Genomic DNA, 24,175 nt, shown 5'->3' with positions numbered 1-24,175 from the left:
ATATAATTACTCCGTAAAGGGATGGGAGGAGTTTGCAGATGATTCAGATCAAGCATGTGAAGAAGGAATTCTTTCAAGGCCAGGAGCGGACTGAGGTGCTGAGGGGCGTTGATTTGACGGTAGAAGAAGGGGAGTTTGTAGCGGTGATGGGACCGAGTGGTTCTGGAAAAAGTACATTACTTCAGCTGTTAGGCGGGCTTGATCTGCCTACTGATGGAGAGATTTTGATAGATGAGCATCAGTTAAGTGAGATGAATGAGAAAGAGAGAACGATTTTTCGCAGAAAACAGATTGGGTTTGTGTTTCAAAATTATCAGCTGCTGCCTACATTAACTGTCGAAGAAAATGTGGCGTTTCCGCTGCATGCAGATGGACGTTTAACAAAGGAGAATCAACAGACGGTTGTAGAGCTGTTAGAGGCTGTGGGCTTGAATGGGCTTGGGCGGAAACGGGCTAGTTTGCTGAGCGGCGGGCAGCAGCAGCGTGTAGCGATTGCAAGAGCTTTAGTCAATCAGCCGTCAGTGCTGTTAGCAGATGAGCCAACGGGGAACTTGGACCGGCATAGAGCGGAGGATATTTTGGCGTTAATGTGCAAGTTCAATCGAGAAAGCAAGCAGACGATTATCATGGTGACGCATGATATTTTCGCAGCGGGGTTTGCGGATCGAATCATCCTTTTTAAAGACGGTGTTATTGATCAAGTGATTTCTAGAAAGGATGATGATTATGCTCAGTATGTGGCGAATTTCATGGCGTAACATGCTTCAGCATAAAAAGCGGTTCGCCATTTCTGTCTTAGGCATCATGGTGGGGATCGCTTTTGTCACGTCGATGCTCATTGCCGATCGAACGACAAATGATGTGTTTCATTACTATGAGCAAATGTATGTCGCTGATGCAGATTATTGGGTGTTGAGTGATGATCATACGTATGATGAGGAACAGATCTCCTCCATTTTAAAACATCCTGATGTGACAGGATCATTATTAGCGCTGGATAAACAGACGTTTTTTGAGGTAGAAGGTGATCACTCTCTTAACCAACGGGCGGTGCGAATTACCGGAGTACAAGATCAAACGAGCTCTTTACTGAAGCTGCCTGTGATTGAAGGGCGTTTGGATAATCAGGGGTTGGTCATACCAGATGTTGTGGCGAAGCTGCTGAATAAAAAAGTGGGTGATACCATTCGTTTTTCTGATTTGGGCGAAGCGAAGGTATCTGCCATTGTGGAATATACACAGCTGCTTTCAAGTCCAAGTGACTGGGAGGGTGCAGAATCATCGAGCTTTCGTGTGATGGCGCCGCTTGATTTATTGAGAGACTGGACGGGACTCGATCATCAGCTTTCTTATATGAGATTTCAGACAAATGAAGGCGGGGAACAGCTCTTTCAATCTTTACAGAAAGAGTTCAAGGATGCCGATGTTTTTGTCCAGCCTGTGGTGGCGGATGACCGGCAAAGTAATGACATTGGCGGGTTGTACACGTTCTTTTACCTCATCGCAGGGCTGTCGATGTTTATGAGCGGTTTTATCGTGTTTAATATGATCTATACGAGTGTGATGGAACGAAAAAAAGAATTTGCGATCATGAAGAGCTTCGGTTATACACAGGGCTCTGTTTCTAAGCTGATGTTGATTGAGGTTTTGATCTTGGCTTGTATTGGAACCGTCATTGGGGTGCCGATTGGCGTTTGGCTTGGGGATGTGTTCATGCAAACACTGCTTGGTGTGTTTGCTTTTGATATGGTGTATTCGTTAGATTGGCAAGTGCCTGTTGTAATAGCAGTGATCGTTGGTATTGTGTTCCCTGTGCTGTTTTCGTTATTTCCGATCTATCATGCAGGGAAAACGTCTGTGCTGCTGACTTTAAAATCCACCACCCAAACTTCTGCACCGAAGAAACAATCGGTCATTAGAGCGGCGATAGGGATAGGCTTGCTTTCATTTGTATGGGTGGATCATCCGGCTGCTTATCTTGCCATTTTAGCCAGCATGGTTCTGTTATTCCCATTTTTCCTGCTCTTTTTGAACCGGTTGTTGGCGCCTCTTTTGAAGCTTGTTTTTGGCTATCCAGGTCATCTATCAGCGCAGTATGTCACGCAGCAACTGAATCGAAATGCTAATACGGCGGCGATTCTAGCTGTTGGGATTGCTGTGATCTTGCTTTTAAGTGCGGTCATTGAATCGGCTCCAGATGGCTACGAAAAAGAGATTCGTCAAACGTATGGAGGCGATCTCAGGGTTACTTCTGAAGCCCCATGGACGAAAGCGGATCAAGAAAAGCTGTCATCCTATGAGGCTGTTGAGCGGGTGGAACCGATGATGGAAGCGGCTCCTTTGACATGGGAAACGGCTGATGGAGAGAAAAGACAATTTTCTCTGATCGGCGTAGAGGAAAAGGGACCGTCTTTTATAGAAGATGACAATAAAGGCGATTTGTATCAACATTTAGCAGAAAACCCCTCTATCGTGTTAGGAGAGCGTGCGTTTGATGAATGGGGTGGGCGTATTGGAGAGAGTGTGTATCTCAATGCACCTTCTGGCCGGCAGCAGTTACAAGTCATTGATGTGGTCAAGACTTCTCATCATTCGGGTTATGTGGCATTTGTCGATCAGACATTTTTACAAGAGGATTTAGGGTGGACGCAGCCCCTTGATATCCTGCTTACGTTAAAAGACAAAGGTGCCGGTGAGTCTTTACGAGATCAGCTATGGGAAGACTTTGGGCAGCGGCTTTCAAAGGTGAAAACAGTAGAGGATGAGATTGAATCAACGACATCGGCTTTAACTGGTATGAACGAGTTAATTTCTATGATGCTCATTTTCATTATGGGGCTCGCGAGCATTGGAACAGCCAATACACTGTTGATGAATACGCTTGAACGTACATCTGAGATTGGCACCATGCGGGCGCTTGGGCTGACAAAGCAGCAGGTGAGAAAAATGATCGTCGGAGAAGGTGTGCTCATTGGGTTATCAGGTGTGATTGGCGGCATTTTATTTGGTGTGATTCTTCTATATGTCTCAAGCCAATCTGATTGGCTCGGTGGATTTGTTTCATTTCAGCTGCCATTTGTGCATGTGTTGCTGGCAGTGATCGCAGGAATTGCGCTCAGTTTAGCGGCTTCGTGGATTTCTAGTGCGACAGCGAGTAAAATAGAGATGATATCATCTCTCAAAGAAGGTTAAATCATATGTCAGTGAAATACGGAATTTTAACATCGCTCTGTCAGCAGCAACATCATGGATATGAATTAAAGCTAGAGCTGGAGTCATTGCTCGGAATAAAAGGAAAAATCAATCCGGGTCAAATCTACACAACGCTTGATCGGTTAATTCGTGATCAATTGGTGACAGCAGTGGGAATAGATGACCAAGATCGAAAGTTGTACGACGTGACGGAAGAAGGCAGACAAGAGCTGGAATCATGGCTGTTGGCGCCTGTTCCGTATCATGCTGCAAAGGATGATTTTCACTTTAAATGGGGCTGTGCACGGAAAATCAGATTTCATCAAGAAAAAGAAATGCTTCAGCAGCAGAAAGCCGTCATCATGAAAGATGTGATGGAACTCACGAAGCTGAAAACGGAATGTCTTGTGCAAGGTGATGAGAGTCGGTACTTATTGATTTCTGGAACGTTGCTTCATTTAGAGGCGGATTTGAATTGGATTCATCAAATTGAGCATCGGAGCGGAGCATCATTTTAGAGAGGTCTTTCTTTTGAAGAAAGGTCTTTTTTTTGGCTTCGTTCGGAGCATACGCAGATAGGATGGGAAGAAAGTTTGGTATGATAGGTGTAAATTGATTGTATTTTCAGAAAAGGGGTTTGATCAATGAAAACATCACGTAATCCTGAGAACATTCACGCGCCAGTTGCACCGTACATCCATCAAATAGAGACAACAGGACCGCAGCGTTGGTTAACCTTATCAGGACAAGTGGGGATGGAAGTCGATGGGACCATCCCAGCGAGCCCGATGGAACAGCTCGAGCTAGCGTTAGAGAATGTAAAACGCAATGTAGAAGCGGCAGATATGAAAGTAGAAGATATAACAAAGCTTGTGTTTTATTTGGTAGGTGAGTTTGATGCCGAGAGTAGAAAACGAATCATGGGTCAGTTTTTAGGGGATCACCTGCCTTGTATGACGATGATTTATGTGGTGGCTTTGGCTTCACCTGCTTTAAAGGTTGAGGTGGATGCTTGGGCTTGTCGGGATATGGATTCGGTTTAAGAGTTGGCTTAATGATGGTCTTGATGAGGTAGATAATGAAAAATTTTTGCATAAGGGAAGTATGGGATAAAAGATTGGATTTTCATATCCAATCTTTTTTATATTTAGTTCTCTCTAATTTATTGATATAAATACCTTTTAAGTATTTTTTTAGAATATTTTACATGATTCCCCTTACTTCGACATTTTTCATATGGTAATATCAGGGTGCATAGCGATTGGGTCTATTGACACTATGCAAATTTCTAGAGGAGGTTTTACTTATGACAAGAAACCAAAAAGAATGGGAATCTGTGAGTAAAAAAAGCCTTAAGCGTCCAGGTGGTACTTCAATTGTTAAGGCAGCTGGATGTATGGGGTGCTGGGCCTCAAAGAGTATTGCAATGACACGAGTTTGTGCACTGCCACATCCTGCAATGAGAGCTATTTAATGAATAACATAGGGAGTTAAGCATATATTGCTAGCTCCTTATTCTATAAAAGGGGTGTCTATTTATGTCAAGTAATCAACTGGCAGAATACGATTTACCTGAACTAGCGATTCATTTGCAGCCTCATGGCGCAGTCATGATAGATAGAAAATCAATGTATTACTTTAGATTGAGTGGAAGAGGGGCTCAGCTTGCATTTTTATTATCTAAGAATAAAGACGTGAGCAAAACTGCTCGTATCTGGGAAATCGTTAAAAAGGAAAAGCTAACAGCTGATCAGTTGCGTGAAGAATTGAGTGCTCATCCTTTTACAGAAGCTTGGACACAGGGGTTATTGGATCAACCTATTCAATTTACAGGATCTTTACAGTCCTATTTGCCCATTAGCTGTACTCTCCAATTAACAAACGCTTGTAACTTAGGTTGTTCCTTTTGCTATGCTAGTTCCGGTAAGCCCTATCCTGAAGAGTTAACATGTTCCCAGTGGATTAATGTGATGCAAAAACTAGCTGCGCAAGGTGTGGCTGATGTGACTTTAACAGGGGGCGAAGCCAAGCTCATAAAGGGTTTTAAAGAAATTGTGATGGTTGCGAGTTCATTATTTACGAACGTAAACGTTTTTAGCAATGGCTTAAACTGGAGACAAGAAGAAGTGGAATTACTCAGTCATCTAGGAAATGTATCTGTACAAATTAGTATTGACGGTACGAGCGACACTCACAATTCCTTAAGGGGAAGGAAAGGTGCTTTTCAGGAAAGTATGGAAACCATCCAGCGGTTAACAGAAGTGAATGTTCCTGTAATTGTTGCAATGACCATCAATGAAATGAACGCTGATCAAGTAGCGGAGGTTGTTGATCATTGTGCAAAAGCAAATGCCTCTATTTTCCGTGCTGGTAAGACATTATCCGTAGGACGTGCTACAAAGAATTTTAAAGCGCTAGAAACTTCATTTGAACATCGTGTTCAAAGCCAGTTACAGCAGGCACGTTCTAAGTGGGGACATCATTTGAATATAATTGATTGGGAGCATGAAGATAGTTCTTTTACAACTGATTTTTGTACACCGGGTTATTTGGCTTGGTATATAAGGGCAGACGGTTATGTGACACCTTGTCAATTAGAGGATATTCCTTTAGGTCATATTCTAACTGATTCTTTTTCTGATATTGGTTCACCAACACGTCTATTGAAATTGAAATGTGAAGCGAAAAACTGTAAATGTATAGGGAAAGTTGAACTATCCGAGCCAGATCTCCCCTTTGAAAATGAAAAGAGAGCAGGCATCACTCATGAATAGTATGACTTTTATTTTGTGGTCAGGTCTTGGAGTGATAGGGCTCTTCCTGTTTGCGAAGTATAGAGTGTCAACAATAGAATCAAACCTTTTAGATAAAATTGAGGCAAGAAAAGTTGGTATCGATTTTATTAGAGAGTTTGTGGGCATAGACGTGGAAGCTTGGGAGGTATATTCAGTCTATTGGTATGATCATGAAACAGTGAATAAGTTACATCATTTAGGTTTACTTAAAAAAAATCGACATATACTTCATGAAATGGGATTGGTTGAGTCTTGGCGTGTTCGTTTTGTTCACCAAAACCAATCATTCGTGATAGGAGTAAACGCTAAACGGGAAGTGACCTTTTTTTATGCAGATGTAAGGCAAACTTCAATATCTAAAAAAGACGGTCAGATTTCACTAGAAGGTTTAAAAGATCAATTGACTTGTTCTTCAAAGGGATTATGGGCTAAGACAAAACCAACTGGTTCTGGTTCAAAAGAAGAGGATTTTCGTGAAATTAAAACATATTGGTATCTCGCTGAAAAGGAAGATATCCGACTTAAGGTAACAGTTGAAATGCAATCTGGTGTGATCACATATATCGGCACAGATACAGAGATTTTAACGGATCAGATGAATAAAGTAATAAGAGATGAACAAGTTGAGTCTACTTTTGGTCTCTCAGGTATGTTAGGATCAGCTGCTGCGATGATCATGGCTATATTAGTTTTAGTCTTAATGAATGTTCAAATTAACCTCACATTAAGTTTTATGCTGGGTTTCATGATTGTACTAGTGCAATCTCTCACAATTAAGGAGGATATACAGTTAACGATAGTAAATGCTTACGATGCTAGGATGAGTGTTCAAACTGTTAAATTACTTGGTATACTCTCTACTTTGTTTGCAGGATTATTGACAGGATTTGTAGTATTTATATGTTCATTGGCAGGAGGCGCTCTTGCGAATGAATTAGAAATGAAATTTTTAGATGAAATCGTTGGACAAACTTTTATTGGTCTTAGCGCTGGGTTAATTAGTCTAGGCATCACATCACTGGTCTTTTACCTGTTAGAGAGAATGAATAAATTACGTATTTCTCCGGAACTATCGAATAGAAGTATGTTTTTATCTGGATTTACTTTAAGACAAGGGCTTAATATGAGTCTACAAAGTTCTATTGGGGAAGAAGTAATATACCGACTCTTAATGATTTCTCTTATATTTTGGTTTAGTGGGAATGCGATATTGTCCATTTTAATATCATCTTTTTTATGGGCAATTATGCATCAGGTTACTGGTTATGATCCAAGATGGATTCGCTGGGCGCATCTTTTTATTTTTGGATGTTTTCTTGGTTTTCTTTTTATGCATTATGGATTTATTTGTGTACTGGCGGCACATTTTATTCACAATTTTGTGCTCGTTTGTATGCCCTTATGGCAATTTAAACTTCAAAGATATCTACATACCAAAAAGCCTCAGCATACATCACTCTAATAAAAGGGAGAGATTTGATGCCATTCATGGAGGTTCAGAATGTAAGCAAACGATATAGCAATGGTGATGGGATAGAGGGCCTTTCATTTTCCATTGAAGCAGGGGAGGTTGTGGCGCTGCTTGGGCCTAATGGTGCGGGGAAGACGACAACCATTCGATGTTTAACAGGTCTCTATCAACCTGATCAAGGGGAAATACTCATAGAGGGATTTCCTCCTGGTCATTCTCATGTCCAAAAACAAGTAGCTCTTATTCCAGATCAGCCATATTTGTACCCAGATTTAACGGTTGCTGAACATGTTCAATTCCGTGCGAGGGGCTATCATAAAGGTTTAAAACAAATCAAAGAAAAGGTATTTGAGGCGTTGAAAGAAGTACATATCGAAATGAAGATGAACGAATTGTGCGGAAGGCTTTCAAGAGGTCAAAAACAGCGTGTCGTCTTAGCAGGGGCCATTGTGCAAGATGCCTCCCTTTTTATTTTAGATGAGCCGACTGTTGGGTTAGACATCCCTTCGAAACAATGGCTGTCAGATTGGCTGATACAGAAGAGCCTTCAAGGAGGTTCGGTTCTTGTGTCCACTCATAGTCTAGAGTTTGTTCTTGATACGGCTAGCAGGGTGATATTGATTCGAGATGGTGCCATCATGAAAAGTATCACTGTTCCTAAGCGGCAGGAAGAACAAATGAAGTGGCGGGCAGAAGTCATTCAACTCTTAGGGGAGTGGTCTAGTGAATAACACGCTTTCCCTTTTATGGATGAAATCCCAAAGGCGCTTGATCAGTAAAAATCAAGAAAAGAAAATGCCCTTTCTGATCTTGCTACTTATGATGGCTGCCATCGGTTTTCAGCTGAGCGCAGTCTCAAGTATGGGCGATTGGAATGCAAGTACAGCTGGATGGATCATTGTCGTTTTATTTGTTCTTTATACTGGCTTTGGCTTGTTTTCGAATAGGCTGCCTAGTCAGATGAACGATATCATGTGGTTGTATGGAAGTGGTGCTTCCTTATGGACAGTTGTGATGAGTGTATGGGTATATCACATTTTTTGGCGATGTGCTCTTCTCATTGTTTCTGCTGTGATGGCTGATATCCTCCTTCTTTGTTTAACGCAGCAGTACTTTTTTCTACTTGGTAAATCACTCCTGTTAACAGCGCTGTTATGTATGATCGAAACATGGATGATTGCGGTATCTTGTGCAAGAACCATTCAAGTATATAAGCGAGTGCTCTTCATTGGTTTTATACTGATGTTTGGTTGTCTTTCATTGCTCACTTTGAATCAATTGATATTGAAACAGTCGTCAATGATGGAGATATCTGCTTCTTTGATGTATCAAGTCGGACGCATGATAGAGGAGTTTTCATTCATTTCTGTATTGATATTACTTGGAGCGATGATTTTATCTTTCATGATGATGTACAGGTCGAGTCATCGTATAGAGATGATGGAGTCGTTAGTCAAAGAGGCGGCATTTTGGGAGGAATTTGAGGGGAAACAGGTTCATGCAAATCCAATAAGTCCAAAGAAAAGCAAGACGTGGTGGGGGCTTTCAACATTAACGGGCATCTGGGCTTTCCTTTGGCTAGAAATATTGATGATCAAAAAGTATGCTTCCTTCCATCTGTTATCTACCATGCTGTTGATCGGTACTTACTATGTCGTCAGTTCTTATTTTTCAGATTGGTTGACTCTATTCTTTTTGGTCATTGGTGCATCTGTCCTGCTCAGTTCATATTACGCTGGGATTGTAAGACACGGGCAAACGCGAGTACTGTATCTTTTTCCGGGTGCTTTATATCAAAAGATTCTTCTATTGGAAGTGTTTCAAACCTTTTGGTTGTATGGTGTCTACTTGATTTCTCTTATCTTGTTAGAGATTCATGATGTATTGTATTGGGCCATTTATGGGGTAGGGGTTTATATTTGGTTTTTGACCATACGGCTCTTTGCCTTTACGCAGCCTTTGAGACGAGAAGCGAGTCTTTCTTTGGGCATCTATTATCGATCATTGCTCATCGGATCTGTCATAAGTGCTGCGGTCATCATTGGGATTCATCTGTTCACTAATGGCTGGTTTACAACGATGACATGTGTATTTGCTGGATGTGTATGTTATGTGATGTGTTATCGATGCCGTGGGACTCATTAAAAAGAGGAGTTGATTGTCATGAAACCAGAAGATAAGCTATCCCAATCGGTTCAACGTTTAGTCAATACCAATGAAGTAACGATCGTTCAAGCCATGGGGGAGTTAAGGAAATCAGGAAAAGAGGCAGTGCCAGTGCTTGTTGAAGCCTTAAAAGAAGAGGGTTCTTTGCGGAATATTGCAGCAGCGGTTCTTGGTGAATTTGGAGCAGATGCAGGGGACGCAGCAGAAGCTCTTGCCAAACTGTTAGAAAGTGAAGAAGAGGAGACAAGAATGGCGGCTGCGATCTCACTCATGAGAATTGGTCAGCCTAGTTTGCCATTTCTTCTGCCTTTGGCAAAACGCTATAAGGGTCCTACTTGTTTTTGGGCGTCGTGGTGTATCTCTTGGATTGACCCATCAAAAATCGAAAAAAATATGTACGAGTGCCTAAAACAGGAACAAGAGAATCCATCAGGAAATGTGGCCCCTTTTGCTGCAGAAGAGGCACTAGGAAAAATCATCGCTTTTCAATTAAAAGAAAAGGGGGATGAGTAGTGGAAACGCAAATACTTAAATGGCCTGAGCACCTTCCTTGGATTCATTCTTCACATCAGCGGTGTTTACCTGAAGGGCATACTCACCTTGTTTATTTTTGGTCAGTTAACTGTCCGCATTGTGAAGAATTAACCGATCACATTCTACATAGTGTGGATCAGTTGAGTATCCATTTAACCTGTGTCCATGTTCCATATACGGAAGAAGAAAAATCGATAGAGGTTGTTTCGAAATATGCGGAGGAAAAGAATCTCATTGCTCCCATTGTGTTGGATCAAGATTATGAGATTGTCACAAAATATAAAATTCAAGGATTGCCAAGTTTTTGCCTCATAGATAAAGAGGGACAATTAATTGATCGGAAAATGGGAGATACCGGCTGGGAAAAAATATTAAAAAAACTAGAAAAACGATCATAATTAGAGTTGTGGAGGAGAGTGCTTTGTTTCAATCAAACCAAGAATTGAAAAAAACGGTGGTCTTTTATGCAAGTGTGGGAGCTGTTTTGCTGATTCTCATGCTGTTGAATTGGCTGCCGATTTCTGCAGACTGGGAGTTGCCGTTGATTTTGTTTGGATTGGGGATTTTGTTTTATGTGAAGCGTGTGCTTTGGAAGGATGAAAAGAGTCATCAATCATAAGTAGGATACCTAGAATCTAAATTCTAGGTTTTTTTATTAAATTTACCTTAAAACATGATTTTTCACATGGGGATGAGATCCAATTTTTTAAAAGTGTGGTAGGATAAATATGCTTTATTTTTATATTTTCCGAAGGAGCTGTCGTGTTGAAGGGATCTAGGGTTGAGTTTATTGATAGTTTACGTGGTTTTAGTTTATTAGGTATTTTGATTGTGAATATGCTTAATTTTCAATATGATTATGATTTTGAGAAGATGTTTGATCCGAGCATATGGGGACAGGAGTTTGGGGTATATGTCACGGAAATCTTGTTCCAGGGGTCATTTTATCCGATTTTCTCCTTTTTGTTTGGGTATTCTTTTATCAAACTGATTGAATCCACAAAGGCCAAGGGGCTGAATACGAATGCTATTGTCGTCCGCCGCGGCTTTGGTCTTATTGTGCTTGGGATGCTGCATTTAATCTTTATTTGGAATGGTGACATTCTTCTCTATTATGGAGCTTGTACGTTTTTCCTAATGATGTTTATACACAGCCGAATCAAAACAGTGTTTATATGGTCGGGTATTTTAGGTGCCGTATCTTTAGTGATTTATCCATCTCTAATGAATTTTATTTACGGAAATTCTGAATTATTAACAAATGTATATGGAACTGGTACATATGGCGATATTGTGTTGAGCCGGATTACAATCGAAGATGATATGGTAATCGTCTCCATCATTATGGCAATTGTAACACTTACTCTGACACCAATTTTAAGTCTTCTCTATGCTCCTATCATGATCGGTCCATTTGCACTGCTTGGCATGGCGATCGGGAAAAAAGGTCATTTGACAGAAGAAGATCGAGGCATGGCTTATCGTAAAGGCTGGGTTTGGATGATTATCATCGGGCTCGCTTTAAAATGTGCAACGTTCAGTGATGCTCCTTGGAGTGAAATGGTGTTGACGTTAGGAGCCTATGTTCTGACGATCGGTTATATTCAAGCTTTTATTTTCTTCTACTATTCAAAGGCTGCACAAGGGTTGAAACGTTTGCTTGCAGGACTGGGCCGATTGTCTTTATCAAACTATTTGGCTCAATCTATTATTTGTACAACGATTTTCTATTCTTACGGACTTGGGTTATTCGGACAAATGGGCTCAATGTTTGGACTGGTACTTGCTGTTGGACTTTACACAGCTCAGCTGTTCATCAGCTATCTCTATTTGAAAAAGTGGAGAAGAGGGCCTGTGGAATGGCTTATGGGAAAATGGGTATATTGGAGATAAATTGATTTGTTGAGGAACCGCATGGCTGAAGAGCTGTGCGGTTTTTTAGTTGATCGCATTCAAAAAAGTTCATAAAAGGAGTTGAATATTTTTTCAGTGTGTATATAATGTATATATAGTGTATATACAATATTTCATTGCGAATACCAGTACAGAAAAAAGAGGTTTTTATATGCAAATTACGATTTCTAACCATTCTAAGGAGCCTATCTATGAGCAAATTACGACGCAAATCAAATCGTTGATCTTAACGGGTGAGCTTGCAGAAGGTGCGGGACTGCCGTCTATCCGAAAGCTGGCGAAGGATTTACAAATCAGCGTCATCACAACAAAACGTGCATATGAAGAGTTAGAGAAGGCAGGATTTATTTATTCGATTGTCGGTAAGGGATCATTTGTTGCCGAGCAAAACCTAGAGGTCATGAGAGAGAAAAAATTGAAGGTGATTGAGGAACAGCTTGGAGCGGTTGTTACAAACGGCAAGGAATTAGGCTTATCTTTTGATGAATTGCAGCAGTTATTAAAGTTCTTGTATGAGGAGTGAGATGAGTGGAGCATGTGATTGAATTCAAAGGAGTATCAAAACGGTTCAAAGACTTTTCTGTGCAGAATCTTGATTTACAGGTCAAAAAGGGCTTTGTTACGGGGTTTATTGGAGAAAATGGAGCCGGTAAGTCGACCACGATTAAAATGATCATGAATTTGTTAAAACCAGATTCTGGTGAGGTTAAAATTTTTGGATTAGATTATCGCACCCATGAAAAAGAGATTAAGGAACGAATTGGCTTTGTTTACGATGCTAACGTTTTTTTCCCAGGATTGAATTTAAAAGACATCAAACGAATTGTGGCACCTGCCTATAAACGCTGGGATGATAGACTATTTTATCAATATATTGAACAGTTTGGTCTTCCGCTGAATAAAGCGATCAAAACATTTTCAAAAGGGATGCAGATGAAGGCATCGCTTGCGATTGCGCTGTCGCACCATGCAGAGCTGATAATCATGGATGAACCAACTGCTGGTTTAGATCCGGTCTTTAGAAGAGAGCTGCTCGGCACGTTACAAGAATTGATGATTGATGGAAATCGAACGATTTTTTTCTCAACGCATATGACGACTGATTTAGATCGCATCGCGGATTATATTGCGTTTATACAAAATGGAAGATTGGTCTTTCAACAGTCGATTCATGAGGTGGCGGAGAATTATGCGCTGGTGAAGGGGAGCCTGGATTTGCTGGATCGAGACACAGAAAAGGCGTTTATCCATATTCAGCGTACGGCAGCCGGATTTGAAGCATTAACAGATCGGATTGATGAGGTGAAACTTATTTTTGGGGATGCTGTTGTGATTGAACCGGCGTCGCTTGAGGATATCATGTTTTATTTGAAAGGCGGGGTTGCGCATGTTTCATTTAATTAAGCGTGATGTGATTTTGCAAAAGAAGCAGTTACTTATTTTTATTCCGTTTATCTTATTTTTCATTTTCATGGATGTCCATCCAGTATTAACGTTTCTAGTCGCTAGTGTCTTCATTCCATTTAACACATATGCTTATGATGAGAAGGCAGAAACGAATATTCTATTAAATTCCTTGCCCTATACACGTAAAGAAATTATCGCATCACGTTATCTTGGCGCCATTTTCTATATGAGTATTGCGATCGTGCTGACAAGTGCTGCATTATTTGTGTTTGGGAAGCTGTTTTCGCTGTCAGATATTGCGATTGGCAGCGGGTTGTTTTTATTGTTCGCAGCATGTACGTTTCCATTGTTTTATATCTTAAAGCCTGGTTATATCACAACGGCAGTGATCATTGGCTTTATCGTCTTATCTGCTATGGGACCGCCTGTTGTTTTCTATTTAGCAGAGCAATTCAGTGGGATCACTGATTTTATCATGAATTTATCGATCCCTATTGTATATACGGGGTCAACTGTACTGATTATGCTCATCTACTTGCTGTCTTGGGGACTTTCTACTGCGATTTACCAGAGGAAAGTGTTTTAATTTAGCTAGAATACAAACAGATCATAATAAAGAATCATTCATTTTGAGGAATTCCTTTTCAAAAAGTTTTATTATTAGTCCAGATATTTCTTAAACCCTTATCAACATTAAGTTCAATTTAATGTCAGACATTTTAAGAGATAAATTAAAAAAGATAGATGAGCAGTAGAAATTATGCCCTATCGATCCTTTTTTTGTACAACAAATGACTTCATTTACTAAAACAAAAATATAATGTTGTTGTTGTGCTAAAGCACTTTTAGTTGAATAAGGACGTTCTTGTGGGGTTAGTCCTTTTTAATTTCCTGCTGCACAGTATATTTGTACTGTGCAGTATTTTTTAAAACAAAATAAGAAACAGAAATCAATTTAGCTGAAGTATTACTTGAATTTACACAAGTTTTTATGATAATTTGGATTACTGACCTCCCACTTTTAATTACTGTAAATCTGTTGAAAAGAGCTTAACAAAAAACTATTTTCCGACTCAAAGATTTTTATAAATCAAACTTGAGCTTCACATCTTCCTAAGATTGGTCATAAAAAAATAGCATCTCATGTGAGATGCTAAAAAGTTCTGCTAATTAACTATGATGGAAAGCACGCCTTTGGCTAAGCGCGTATCCCATTAAAGTTTTTTCAATAATATCCGTTTCGAATAACTTATCAATTCCATTTATGATTTCCTCTTCAGAAAACCTCTTTGCCTTATCTTCTGACCAGTAATTAAATTCATCGACAATTTCTTCCTGAGATAGTTCTTCTTTCTCCTTTAATAAATAAGTAATTGTCGATAAGCATTCCAGTTCATGGTTAGAACTCAAACTGTTAACGTACTCTGCTGCTCTTTGGATAAATGGCTCTAAAGTTCCCATTTTTAATTCTATCTGACCGCTCACAATTTTATTGTAGAGAATCCCATATGCTTCTTCAGTATTCATCACACCATGATACTTCTGAAATTCTTTGATATTCTTACTAATGATGGCAATAGAGTTATCGTATGGACCATATTTATGTCTAGTGAAATTGAAGTAACTTTCCCTAGAAAAAACGTCCATATAGAAAGCTGTTTTTTGAAGTCTTAACGTATCAAATTTATTAAGGTGATGTTTAATACTCATTAATACAAGCGCTGATAAATTTAGATTAGGTTCTACTTTCGGTTGTGATACGTAATTTTGAGATGGTTCAAAAATGTAAATTTGGATCTTTTCATCTACTAAATCCAATTTTTTCTCAATTATCGTTTTCACTTCGCTCCAAACTAATCCTCCATTACCAGCACCTAAAGGCGGAATAGCTATGGATTGAATACCTAACTTTTCAATTAACGGGACGAGTTCATCCAGTCCTTTTTCTACATATTCCATTTTGGATTTTGCTCTCCATTTATTTTTAGTTGGGAAATTCACTATAATTTTACCGTCTTCTTTAAAATAGTGAAGCCTTCCAATCTGCAGCTCACCTGTCTTACAAGCTTTGACATAATCCTTATTGTTCTCTGGAAATTTCAACTTAAATTGATATGCAATGCCTTTTCCCATATACCCTTCGCAGTTTACAGTATTAACCAGTGCCTCGGCTGACGATTCTAGCAAGTCACCAGTTGTATAAATAATCACGTTTTCACCCCACTTTCTTTTAGCAGATTTTCTATAACCACCGTCCAATATTCACAAACGGTGGCGTTTCGTTAATACCTTTAGATTGCAATTTATTCTGAACAACCGACCTTGTTTTTTCATTTTTCACATAAATGCACTGAAAGAACTTAGCAGGAACAGATAAAGGCGTCAAACATTCAGCCATTTTTACATTCTTAGTATATCGATCTTCCGTACCTAATGTGTGCATCGTATTCCAATCGATTTTTTCAAAACCTTCGTCATAGTTATATAAATGATAATTTCCTTCAATATTAAGTGGATGTGTTGGTAATATTTTAAACTTATTATGTTTAGCTAATTCTCTTGTAATACAAATATACATAAAATCTTCATCTTCATATGTGCTTTTTACAGCAACATCAAATGAAGAATATGGATGAAAGTGAAATGGAGTATATTCATCCAGTCCAAGTTCTGTACGTTTAGAAATAATCTCTGAATCTGCAATATCAAAGAAACGAACACCATTATCCTTAACTAATTTCCTTGATATTAAACCATGTTCCAATATAGAGTCTAAATTCGACAATCGTGTCAAATGATATAAGAGTTTTCCCGTTTTTATATTATCTATCGCCATGTTAAAATTCCACCTTAATATAATATTGCCAATATAGCAAGCATGTTAGTTTTATTCTACAATTATAATATCTAGGTTGTTCGAACCTGTGTGTATCCCTAGCTTTATGACACCTCACACATGTCTGAACCTGCATCTTATTCTTGATATTCAATTCCTCTCTTTCATAAGTACGCCTGCCAATCTCATTTCTACAGCCCTCTGCTTGACTTCAAGCGGATAACTCACTCTTGTCGCCATAGAAAAAACACCTCCATGTTTTATATCGGATCACAACGATCCGCTTTCAAACTTCAAGGTGTTTTTTATTTGCCTTATCTTATGGGGTCAGTCTCATATAAGTGATGTACTTTTAAATTATTTAATGTGTGATATTAAATAATAAAACTTACTCTGTTTATAAGAAGGTACATTCACTTGTCCTTAATTTTACAGAGTAGATGATTCTTTTTTGATTCATATGAAATTGACATCCAGCAGAAAAAAGGTTATTGTTATTTAACATAATGTTAATTATTTTTAACATTATGTTAAATAAAACAACCTTTAAGGAAGGAATCTGAAATGGAAATTAAAAATAGAATGAAAGTATTACGGGCAGAAAGAGACTGGACACAAAAGGATTTGGCAGAGAAGTTAGGTGTGACTCGTCAAACTGTGGCAGCGATTGAAAATGGTAAATATTCTTTGTCTTTAAAATTAGCATTTCAAATTGCTAGGACATTTGAAGTTGATTTGTATGACGTATTTCAAGAGGTCGACAAGGAGGAACAACAATGATAACGACGATCATACTTTATTCTCTCATTACCCTTTCTATTTTAAGCACGGCCTTTCAATTTAAGAAAAACCGTGAATATAAACATGATGAACGAGGTCAATTTATTTTAGCGAAAGCCGGAAGTTTTTCCATTATAGGTGTGGCTTTAGCCTATATATTGGTTGCTGTCGTTCAATCTTTGGTCCATCAATTCTCATCTCCAACAGAGTGGTTTTATATAGCAATTACGTTTATGTATGTATCAAGTGTTTGCGCAAATACAATCGGCATCATCTATTGTGAAAGAAAATATTAATTTTCATCGATGGATGTGAGCTAGAGTTCTTCATCATGAAGGGAAGAGAAAACCAATGAAAAAAATATTGAGAATCATGTTGATCTTCATAGGCACCATTATCACGGTCATGGTTGTTTTTCTAGCTACTGTTTATTTTGTAAACCTCATTAGTAATGAACGGGAGAAAGGGAAAATAGAAGCTTATGGGCAAAAGGTCTGGGTGGATGGGAAGCAGATGAATGTGCTCATTCAAGGCGATGGGAAAGAAACGATTGTCCTTCTCCCAGGCTATGGAACTGCTTCACCCGTGCTGGATTTTGAACCGTTAGTCAAGGAGTTATCGCCATATTATAGAGTCGTTGTGATTGAACCGTTTGGTTATGGTTTAAGTGACGACACAGATAAAGTAAGGACAAGTCAAAACATTGTGGATGAGATTCATGAATGTTTGCAGAAACTCAACATTAAAAAATATACGCTAATGGGTCATTCGATTTCTGGCATCTATGGATTAGAATATGTGAATCAATACGAAAAAGAAGTCCAAGCCTTTGTTGGAATTGATAGTAGTTTTCCTAAGCAGGAGGATGCAGATGAATTGCCAGTCTCCAGCTTACAGCTGCTTCATCAATCCGGCTTTTACAGATTGATAGTGAAAATGAATCCAGATCAACTGGTGATGCCTAAAGTAGATGATCAAACGAAAGCTCAGATTAAAATGCTGACTTTCCGAAATTTCTTGGATGAAAGCCAAGCTAGTGAGGCAGAAAACTTTAGAAACAATTTTAAAAACGCTCAACGCCTACATTTCCCTAAGAAGCTCCCTGTTGCTTTCTATCTAGCGGATCAAACGGAGAAAGAAACACCAAACTGGAAACCAATGCATGAAGAGCTGCTGAAAAATGTAGACCACGGAAAAGTCGTTACTTTCAAAGGTGGCCATTATTTGCATCATACGAAATCAAAAGAAATCGCAGATGATGTGAGGAAGTTTCTATCGAACAACGAGCGCTCACGTTAGCGTTTTTCCTCCTCAGCTGGACAGATGAAACATCGCAATTTTGATCAAAACGAGTGAACTGATTTGTTTTATGATCAAGAAGAGGTGAGGGAGATGATGTATAGTCGGGTGACGCAAGAGGTGATTTCTTATTTGGAGTCGCATTTGATGGATGAGCTGTCGCTGAAACAGGTGCATGATAAAGTAGGATATTCACATTTTCATTTGCTGCGTGTGTTTAAACGAGAAACCGGGCTGTCGATGGGGGAATATGTGCGGAAACGAAGATTAGCTACGGCTGCACAGCTTCTTTTGTATACGGATCAGGGGATTTTAGACATCGCTTTTTCGTTACAATTCCAATCGCAGGAAGCCTTTACGCGTGCTTTTAAGCATCTTTATTCTTTACCTCCCGGAATGTACAGGTCCATGATGAGAGATATGCAAATGAAAAAGGAGGAAGATTCGATGACAATACATGAAGCAGTACCTGGCTGGGGTTTGAGTGGTTCACATCCGCATATGTATGAGATGGGTGTTGATACAGCAGAGTTTCATACGGGAAAGCAATCAGGTGTTTTATCATCTAAAGAAGGCGTACAAGAAGGACAGTTTGCGACGATGATGCAGGGGTTTCAAGCAAAAGAGTATGTAGGCAAGCGGTTGAAGCTCTCTGCTTTCTTGAAAACAGAGAATGTATCTTCAGCAGGAATTTGGATGCGGGTAGATGACGGAAAGGGTGATACGGTGCAGTTTGATAATATGCAGAATCGACCTGTGACAGATTCTACGGAATGGAATCAATATGCGATCGTATTAGATGTTCCTACGCGCAGTGAATCCATTCATTTTGGAGTGCTACTCAGCGGTCATGGAACAGTCTGGGCTGACGGTTTTCGATTTGAGGAAGTGGATGAGAAAACACCTACAACGAATATGGTGGAGGCTTCGGCTCTGCCAGATGTGCCGATGAATTTGCATTTTGAGCTTGAGAAGACCGTGTGAGCGGTCTTTTTTTGTTGTATACAAATCTGCATGAACCGTTTATAATGAAAAATATAATTAAACATACCGACGGTCGGTATGTAAAAGGAGACGTTTGAACTGGCGCGAAATAAGTATCCAGAAAAGACGATGCAGCAAATTTTGGACGTGTCGACAAAGTTGTTTCAGGAAAAGGGATTTGAAAAGACAAGTTTGCAAGATATTATCCATGAATTGAATATGTCTAAAGGGGCTATATATCATCATTTTAAATCGAAGGATGATATATTACGCGGCGTGATGGATCGGCAGTTTCGTTATGCAACCGAGAAGCTTGAGGAGTTAATTGAGCATACGGAGGCAGCTCATGCGAAAGAGAAGCTGCAGCTTATCCTGGAGCAGCTTGTGGCAGACCCGCAGTCTCATTCGATTGATGGGATCTTGATTGATCAGATGAAAAATCCGCAATTTGTGATTGAAGGCATGAAGACAGGTGTCAATCAGGATGCTTTGAGAATCAAACAGTTAATCATTGAAGGGATTGAGGATGGTTCGATGGAAACTGCGTTTCCTGGTGAAGTGGCAGAAGTATTTTTGCTTCTTGTGAATATATGGTTGAATCCCACCTTGTTTGTCCGCAATCATGAAGAAACGGTCCAGCGTTTGTGTTTTTTAAAGCAGATGATGAAGGGTCTTGGCGTGGATATTGTGAGTGATCTATTTATTCAAAAGGTGACAGCGCACTATGCTGAAATTGGCGGGTATGATCTGCCCGAAAGATAAAGAATGCCAACTGATAGGAGGATGACGTATGATTCATTTTATGAAGGTTGAGCTAAGAAAAAGCCACATGAAGCAGTATATTCAAGCTAGTTTTATCGCGAGTATTGTGCTGCTAGTATTCATCTATTTTATTGCGTTTGCTGCAAAAATTGAACGCGAACCGGGTTTTCAGCAATATACGAATATTTATTTGTTAACGAGTACAGTATGGATGATCTTTTTTTCTATCATCACAGCTATGCTGTATTGGCGTGTAGGCAAGACTGTTTATCAGGAACGCACATCCAATTCAGTGAGATTCCTTTCTCATATGATATGGATGGTGTGCCTTTCAACGTTTGCGATGATGTGTAGTATCATTCCTTCGTTTGTTGTGTTTAGTGTGACTGAATTGTTTTTCCCTATTGTTCACGATACGCTGACGGCAGGTTCTCTGTTTCAATTGATGAAAACATTCTTTATGTTGATTGTTTGTGTTCAAGCGATTGGCATGATGGCGATGAGAATAGGGTTGAGTAAGAAATCTGTTTTGATGACCGTCCTGACTGCAATTGTTTTATGTGCTGTTTTAGGAAATGTATCGCTCGCCATTTATGGCAATGATCAAATGAACCTCATCCTGTCAGGAGTGATGATTGCAGCAGTCCTCATTGTGATCTTGGAATTGTGGAGCCGCCTCGGCCGGCTGCAAACGAGGTAATTCATGATGGGAAAGGGATGAGACATGTGAAGTATACGGTTCAAATTGAAGAAGCAATAACGGAACTTTCGTTAAACTGGCTGGTGGGAGATGTTCGCCTTTATCACCATGATCATCCTTATTTATTGATGAAGCAGACCACCAATCACGTATTCCCCCATCGGTATTTACTGCATCATCAAGTGCAGGAAGGCAGGCTAGTCATTCAAGATAAAAGAAAACGAGCGATCAGCTTGGGGCTTCATCTTCATCAAACGAATTTGGAGATTTACCTCCCTCAGGCACAGTTACAGTCCTTGTCTATTCATTGTAAAGGAGCAAATCTATTCTTGAATGGACTGAAGGTGAAGGAGGCTGACTGCCAATTGATTTCTGGAAAGTCCATGTTTACGGGAGAAATCAAGCATCTGCACTTGCAGACAGTGGGTGGACTTATCTCTAGTCAACAGCTCAACACGCAGACATTGAGCCTGCGTACTACTTCGTCAAAAGTGGAGATGGTAGGTGCTTTTTCAGATATTGATCTGAATTTAATAGGCAGAAGGGTACAGATACATTCAAAGGCCATGTTGCATTCGCTCAAATCGACGTCAACTGGATCTTCTGTCAAAGTGGCAATTCCGGAAAATGATGGATTTATTTGTTATGTGAAGAAAAGATCAGGTACTTTTCACAATGACTTTCCTTGTGTTGATGATCAGGAGAGAATGGTTTATAAAAATGGAGGGAAAAGCTTTGAGGTCGATATAAGGGGAGGTTCTTTTCTATTAAGTGATGGTCATTGAAGCGATGATGATCCTCTGATTCGATATATCAATATAAAATAATTTGAATATCTTTTTATGTCAGAATATTTTGTTAATAGTGTTTTCCTCAAAAAAACAATTGTTTTTTAAGGGTAGATTTATTATGATAATATACATCGAAAGATTGAAGATTTTGAATCAGAATGAAAATTCTGATTTTTTATTTTTTATGTTGTTTGTTGATGAGGGGGAATAGAAGTGGCTCAAAAGGAATTAAAGAGAGGGTTAAGTGCTCGTCATATTCAAATGATTGCGCTTGGCGGCACAATTGGTGTTGGCTTATTTATGGGATCAGCTAAAGCCATTCAATGGACAGGTCCATCGGTTCTTCTCGCGTACGCAGTGTGTGGTATTTTTATCTTTTTTATTATGCGTGCGATGGGAGAAATGTTGTATCTTGAACCGAGTACGGGATCGTTTGCTACATTTGGGCATCAATATATTCATCCGCTTGCGGGGTATATGACAGCTTGGAGTAACTGGTTCCAGTGGGTCATTGTTGGAATGTCTGAGATTATCGCCGTAGGTGCTTATATGAAATATTGGTTCCCGGAGTTACCGGCGTGGATTCCGGGATTAATCGCCATGATCATTTTAGGTGCGGCCAACTTGATTTCGGTTAAGTCATTCGGTGAGTTTGAATTCTGGTTTGCGATGATCAAAATTGTGACGATTATTCTAATGATCATTGCAGGTTTAGGCATTATTTTCTTTGGGTTTGGCAATGGTGGAACAGCGATTGGTTTGTCTAACCTTTGGGCGCACGGCGGATTCTTTACAGGTGGATTTAGCGGTTTCTTGTTTGCATTGTCCCTAGTGATTGCTGCCTATCAAGGGGTAGAGCTCATTGGGATTACTGCAGGTGAGGCGCAAAATCCACAAAAGACGCTGACAAATGCCATCAAAAGCATCATCTGGCGTATTTTGATTTTCTATATCGGTGCGATCTTTGTCATCGTGACGGTGTATCCGTGGGATCAGCTGAATACGCTCGGCAGTCCATTTGTGGCGACGTTTGCGAAAATTGGAATTACGGCAGCAGCAGGTATTATTAACTTTGTTGTCATTACAGCAGCGATGTCCGGCTGTAATAGTGGAATCTTCAGTGCGGGACGTATGCTTTATACATTAGGTGTGAATGGACAGGCACCTGCTTTCTTTACAAAAATTTCGAAGAATGGTGTACCGTATTTTGGGACATTTGCTGTGCTGATTGGTTTAGCGGTTGGGGTGGTCTTAAATTACGTTTCTCCGCCAAACATTTTCGTTTATGTGTATAGTGCGAGTGTCCTTCCTGGTATGGTGCCTTGGTTTGTCATTTTGATTAGTCATATTGGCTTCAGAAAGGCGAAGGGGGCAGCGCTTGATCAGCATCCATTTAAGCTACCGCTTGCGCCATTTTCTAACTATTTGACAATCGGATTCTTGCTGATGGTGCTTGTGTTTATGCTGATTAATCAGGATACACGAATTTCTCTCATTGTGGCAATTGGGTTCTTGATTTTAGTGGCGCTTAGCTTTTTTGTATTTGGAATTGGTAAACGAAAACCGATTGAAACAGCTTCTTCTGATCAAACGGTGAAATAATCAAAAGCCTTGCGGAACAACCGCAAGGCTTTTGTCGTTTACAGAGAAGCTTTGACACGCTGAAAGACATCTGGAAAGTTGGTGAAAAGACCGGTGACGCCGTATTGCAGAAGACGTGTCATGTCTGCTTCGCTGTTTACCGTATATGGATGAAGGAGGAGTCCATGGCTTCTGACTTGCTGTACATTTTCAAGTGTCAAAGCTCTAAAATTCGGTCCGACCCCCACTGCATACGATTTGATGAAGTCGAGCTGATCATCTGTAATAGACGTCATTTGTGCTCTATCTAATAGCTGTACTTTTGGAAGCCGAGGGGCGAGTTTCTGCAATTTTAATAGACTTTCTTGGCTGAAAGATTGGATAATGACCTGCCCTTTTCTCGTATGTTTTCCAAGAAGATGATGTTTCTTTAAGACGGCCAATAGCTTTTCTTCCATTTGCGGATAGATGTCTGGTTTTTTGGTTTCAATATAATAATTTTCTCGTTTACCGAAGTAGCGTAATACCTCATCTAATGTGAGGACTTGCTGTCCAATAAAGTGGGCATTTTGTTTGTCGGGGTTGGCTTCGTTAAACCATGCACCGGCATCGAGCTGTTTGATTTCGGCGAGTGTGAGGTCTTTGACCCAGCCGGTTCCGTTTGTCGTCCGGTCAACCGTTTCATCGTGCATGACGATGAGGTGTCCATCCTTTGTCATTTGAAGGTCAAGTTCGAGGTAATCTGCATTCATCTTTGTGGCGAGCTTGTAGGAAGCTAGGGTATGCTCTGGGGCATACCCTGATGCTCCGCGGTGTGCAACGGTTAAAATGCGATCTGGAGATAAAAGATGTTCATGTGCCGATATGGTGGTCGGCACCCAACCAAAAGACAGTAAAGCAAAAGAGAGTAACACGAAAGCAAGTAATCTACTTTTCTTCATATTTTATCCTCCTTTTACGGTA

At 39.9% G+C, this 24,175-nt stretch carries 27 protein-coding genes and 1 pseudogene; 24 read left to right on the top strand and 4 right to left on the bottom strand.

Annotation, left to right across the window (positions count from 1 at the left end; all coding sequences use genetic code 11):
• Nucleotides 1–38: 38 nt before the first annotated feature.
• From MHH23_RS00265 to MHH23_RS00190, 16 genes are all read left to right on the top strand, one after another.
• Entirely contained in the window at nucleotides 39–758 is a 720-nt protein-coding gene (locus tag MHH23_RS00265; protein WP_047946097.1) for an ABC transporter ATP-binding protein, read from the top strand.
• Complete coding sequence (locus MHH23_RS00260) at nucleotides 727–3,192, top strand: FtsX-like permease family protein (RefSeq protein ID WP_326111558.1); 2,466 nt, start codon at nucleotides 727–729, stop codon at nucleotides 3,190–3,192. Before MHH23_RS00265 ends, MHH23_RS00260 begins: the two co-directional genes overlap by 32 nt.
• A gap of 5 nt (nucleotides 3,193–3,197) precedes the next feature.
• A complete protein-coding gene (locus tag MHH23_RS00255; protein WP_048002314.1) occupies nucleotides 3,198–3,710 on the top strand; it encodes a PadR family transcriptional regulator in 513 nt (170 codons plus the stop codon).
• Nucleotides 3,711–3,836: 126 nt separating this feature from the next.
• Nucleotides 3,837–4,235 carry a RidA family protein gene (locus MHH23_RS00250; protein WP_340958678.1) on the top strand — a complete coding sequence of 133 codons (399 nt, stop codon included), beginning with the start codon at nucleotides 3,837–3,839 and terminating at the stop codon, nucleotides 4,233–4,235.
• Between the two features lie 263 nt (nucleotides 4,236–4,498).
• Nucleotides 4,499–4,666 carry a sporulation killing factor gene (skfA, locus tag MHH23_RS00245; protein WP_017366484.1) on the top strand — a complete coding sequence of 56 codons (168 nt, stop codon included), beginning with the start codon at nucleotides 4,499–4,501 and terminating at the stop codon, nucleotides 4,664–4,666.
• Nucleotides 4,667–4,730: 64 nt separating this feature from the next.
• The gene (skfB, locus tag MHH23_RS00240; RefSeq protein WP_340958676.1) at nucleotides 4,731–5,966 is read left to right on the top strand and encodes a sporulation killing factor system radical SAM maturase; all 1,236 of its coding nucleotides are present in this window, start codon (nucleotides 4,731–4,733) and stop codon (nucleotides 5,964–5,966) included.
• Nucleotides 5,959–7,449, top strand: coding sequence for a CPBP family intramembrane glutamic endopeptidase (locus tag MHH23_RS00235; protein ID WP_340958674.1), 1,491 nt, complete (start codon nucleotides 5,959–5,961; stop codon nucleotides 7,447–7,449). Before skfB ends, MHH23_RS00235 begins: the two co-directional genes overlap by 8 nt.
• Nucleotides 7,450–7,466: 17 nt before the next feature.
• A complete protein-coding gene (locus tag MHH23_RS00230) occupies nucleotides 7,467–8,189 on the top strand; it encodes an ABC transporter ATP-binding protein (protein WP_340958673.1) in 723 nt (240 codons plus the stop codon).
• Between the two features lie 19 nt (nucleotides 8,190–8,208).
• Nucleotides 8,209–9,603, top strand: a complete 1,395-nt coding sequence (skfF, locus tag MHH23_RS00225) for a sporulation killing factor system integral membrane protein (RefSeq protein ID WP_340960122.1) — start codon at nucleotides 8,209–8,211, stop codon at nucleotides 9,601–9,603.
• 18 nt (nucleotides 9,604–9,621) lie between these two features.
• Nucleotides 9,622–10,137 (top strand): HEAT repeat domain-containing protein, encoded by a 516-nt coding sequence (locus MHH23_RS00220; protein ID WP_024719127.1) that lies wholly within the window; start codon nucleotides 9,622–9,624, stop codon nucleotides 10,135–10,137.
• A complete protein-coding gene (locus MHH23_RS00215; RefSeq protein WP_047946105.1) occupies nucleotides 10,137–10,556 on the top strand; it encodes a TlpA family protein disulfide reductase in 420 nt (139 codons plus the stop codon). Before MHH23_RS00220 ends, MHH23_RS00215 begins: the two co-directional genes overlap by 1 nt.
• Nucleotides 10,557–10,579: 23 nt before the next feature.
• Nucleotides 10,580–10,777 carry a hypothetical protein gene (locus MHH23_RS00210; RefSeq protein WP_047946106.1) on the top strand — a complete coding sequence of 66 codons (198 nt, stop codon included), beginning with the start codon at nucleotides 10,580–10,582 and terminating at the stop codon, nucleotides 10,775–10,777.
• Nucleotides 10,778–10,923: 146 nt separating this feature from the next.
• Entirely contained in the window at nucleotides 10,924–12,051 is a 1,128-nt protein-coding gene (locus MHH23_RS00205; RefSeq protein ID WP_340958669.1) for a DUF418 domain-containing protein, read from the top strand.
• 172 nt (nucleotides 12,052–12,223) lie between these two features.
• On the top strand, nucleotides 12,224–12,595 hold the full coding sequence (locus MHH23_RS00200; protein ID WP_008343911.1) for a GntR family transcriptional regulator: 372 nt from the start codon (nucleotides 12,224–12,226) through the stop codon (nucleotides 12,593–12,595).
• A 5-nt stretch (nucleotides 12,596–12,600) separates the two neighbouring features.
• Nucleotides 12,601–13,476 (top strand): ABC transporter ATP-binding protein, encoded by an 876-nt coding sequence (locus MHH23_RS00195; RefSeq protein WP_024719131.1) that lies wholly within the window; start codon nucleotides 12,601–12,603, stop codon nucleotides 13,474–13,476.
• Nucleotides 13,460–14,065 carry an ABC-2 transporter permease gene (locus tag MHH23_RS00190; RefSeq protein ID WP_035390634.1) on the top strand — a complete coding sequence of 202 codons (606 nt, stop codon included), beginning with the start codon at nucleotides 13,460–13,462 and terminating at the stop codon, nucleotides 14,063–14,065. The genes MHH23_RS00195 and MHH23_RS00190 overlap by 17 nt, the downstream gene beginning before the upstream one ends.
• 584 nt (nucleotides 14,066–14,649) lie before the next feature.
• Here the strand turns inward: MHH23_RS00190 and darG are convergent.
• The 3 genes and pseudogenes from darG to MHH23_RS00175 all read right to left on the bottom strand — a co-directional run.
• On the bottom strand, nucleotides 14,650–15,738 hold the full coding sequence (darG, locus tag MHH23_RS00185) for a type II toxin-antitoxin system antitoxin DNA ADP-ribosyl glycohydrolase DarG (protein ID WP_340958666.1): 1,089 nt from the start codon (nucleotides 15,736–15,738) through the stop codon (nucleotides 14,650–14,652).
• Nucleotides 15,722–16,315 carry a DarT ssDNA thymidine ADP-ribosyltransferase family protein gene (locus MHH23_RS00180; protein WP_340958664.1) on the bottom strand — a complete coding sequence of 198 codons (594 nt, stop codon included), beginning with the start codon at nucleotides 16,313–16,315 and terminating at the stop codon, nucleotides 15,722–15,724. Before MHH23_RS00180 ends, darG begins: the two co-directional genes overlap by 17 nt.
• 73 nt (nucleotides 16,316–16,388) lie before the next feature.
• Nucleotides 16,389–16,555, bottom strand: a pseudogene (locus MHH23_RS00175) (IS3 family transposase); the annotation flags it as partial.
• Nucleotides 16,556–16,879: 324 nt separating this feature from the next.
• Here MHH23_RS00175 and MHH23_RS00170 point away from each other — a divergent pair.
• From MHH23_RS00170 to MHH23_RS00135, 8 genes are all read left to right on the top strand, one after another.
• Nucleotides 16,880–17,095 (top strand): helix-turn-helix transcriptional regulator, encoded by a 216-nt coding sequence (locus MHH23_RS00170; RefSeq protein ID WP_008343908.1) that lies wholly within the window; start codon nucleotides 16,880–16,882, stop codon nucleotides 17,093–17,095.
• Complete coding sequence (locus tag MHH23_RS00165) at nucleotides 17,092–17,391, top strand: hypothetical protein (protein WP_008343907.1); 300 nt, start codon at nucleotides 17,092–17,094, stop codon at nucleotides 17,389–17,391. The genes MHH23_RS00170 and MHH23_RS00165 overlap by 4 nt, the downstream gene beginning before the upstream one ends.
• Before the next feature lie 55 nt (nucleotides 17,392–17,446).
• Complete coding sequence (locus MHH23_RS00160; protein ID WP_340958661.1) at nucleotides 17,447–18,394, top strand: alpha/beta fold hydrolase; 948 nt, start codon at nucleotides 17,447–17,449, stop codon at nucleotides 18,392–18,394.
• A gap of 93 nt (nucleotides 18,395–18,487) precedes the next feature.
• The gene (locus tag MHH23_RS00155; RefSeq protein WP_340958660.1) at nucleotides 18,488–19,378 is read left to right on the top strand and encodes an AraC family transcriptional regulator; all 891 of its coding nucleotides are present in this window, start codon (nucleotides 18,488–18,490) and stop codon (nucleotides 19,376–19,378) included.
• 129 nt (nucleotides 19,379–19,507) lie between these two features.
• Nucleotides 19,508–20,140 (top strand): TetR/AcrR family transcriptional regulator, encoded by a 633-nt coding sequence (locus MHH23_RS00150; protein ID WP_144668339.1) that lies wholly within the window; start codon nucleotides 19,508–19,510, stop codon nucleotides 20,138–20,140.
• A 28-nt stretch (nucleotides 20,141–20,168) separates the two neighbouring features.
• Complete coding sequence (locus MHH23_RS00145) at nucleotides 20,169–20,840, top strand: bacitracin ABC transporter permease (RefSeq protein ID WP_340958658.1); 672 nt, start codon at nucleotides 20,169–20,171, stop codon at nucleotides 20,838–20,840.
• Between the two features lie 17 nt (nucleotides 20,841–20,857).
• Complete coding sequence (locus MHH23_RS00140; protein ID WP_335352546.1) at nucleotides 20,858–21,625, top strand: DUF4097 family beta strand repeat-containing protein; 768 nt, start codon at nucleotides 20,858–20,860, stop codon at nucleotides 21,623–21,625.
• 219 nt (nucleotides 21,626–21,844) lie between these two features.
• Nucleotides 21,845–23,233, top strand: a complete 1,389-nt coding sequence (locus tag MHH23_RS00135) for an amino acid permease (RefSeq protein ID WP_008343901.1) — start codon at nucleotides 21,845–21,847, stop codon at nucleotides 23,231–23,233.
• A gap of 38 nt (nucleotides 23,234–23,271) precedes the next feature.
• On the opposite strand, the gene MHH23_RS00130 is transcribed toward MHH23_RS00135, so the two are convergent.
• Entirely contained in the window at nucleotides 23,272–24,153 is an 882-nt protein-coding gene (locus MHH23_RS00130) for a glycerophosphodiester phosphodiesterase (RefSeq protein ID WP_017358710.1), read from the bottom strand.
• Between the last annotated feature and the right edge of the window lie 22 nt (nucleotides 24,154–24,175).

It is taken from the genome of Bacillus sp. FSL K6-3458, assembly GCF_038005045.1.
Lineage (GTDB): Bacteria > Bacillota > Bacilli > Bacillales > Bacillaceae > Bacillus > Bacillus altitudinis.
This window is presented reverse-complemented; position numbering and strand designations above follow the sequence as displayed.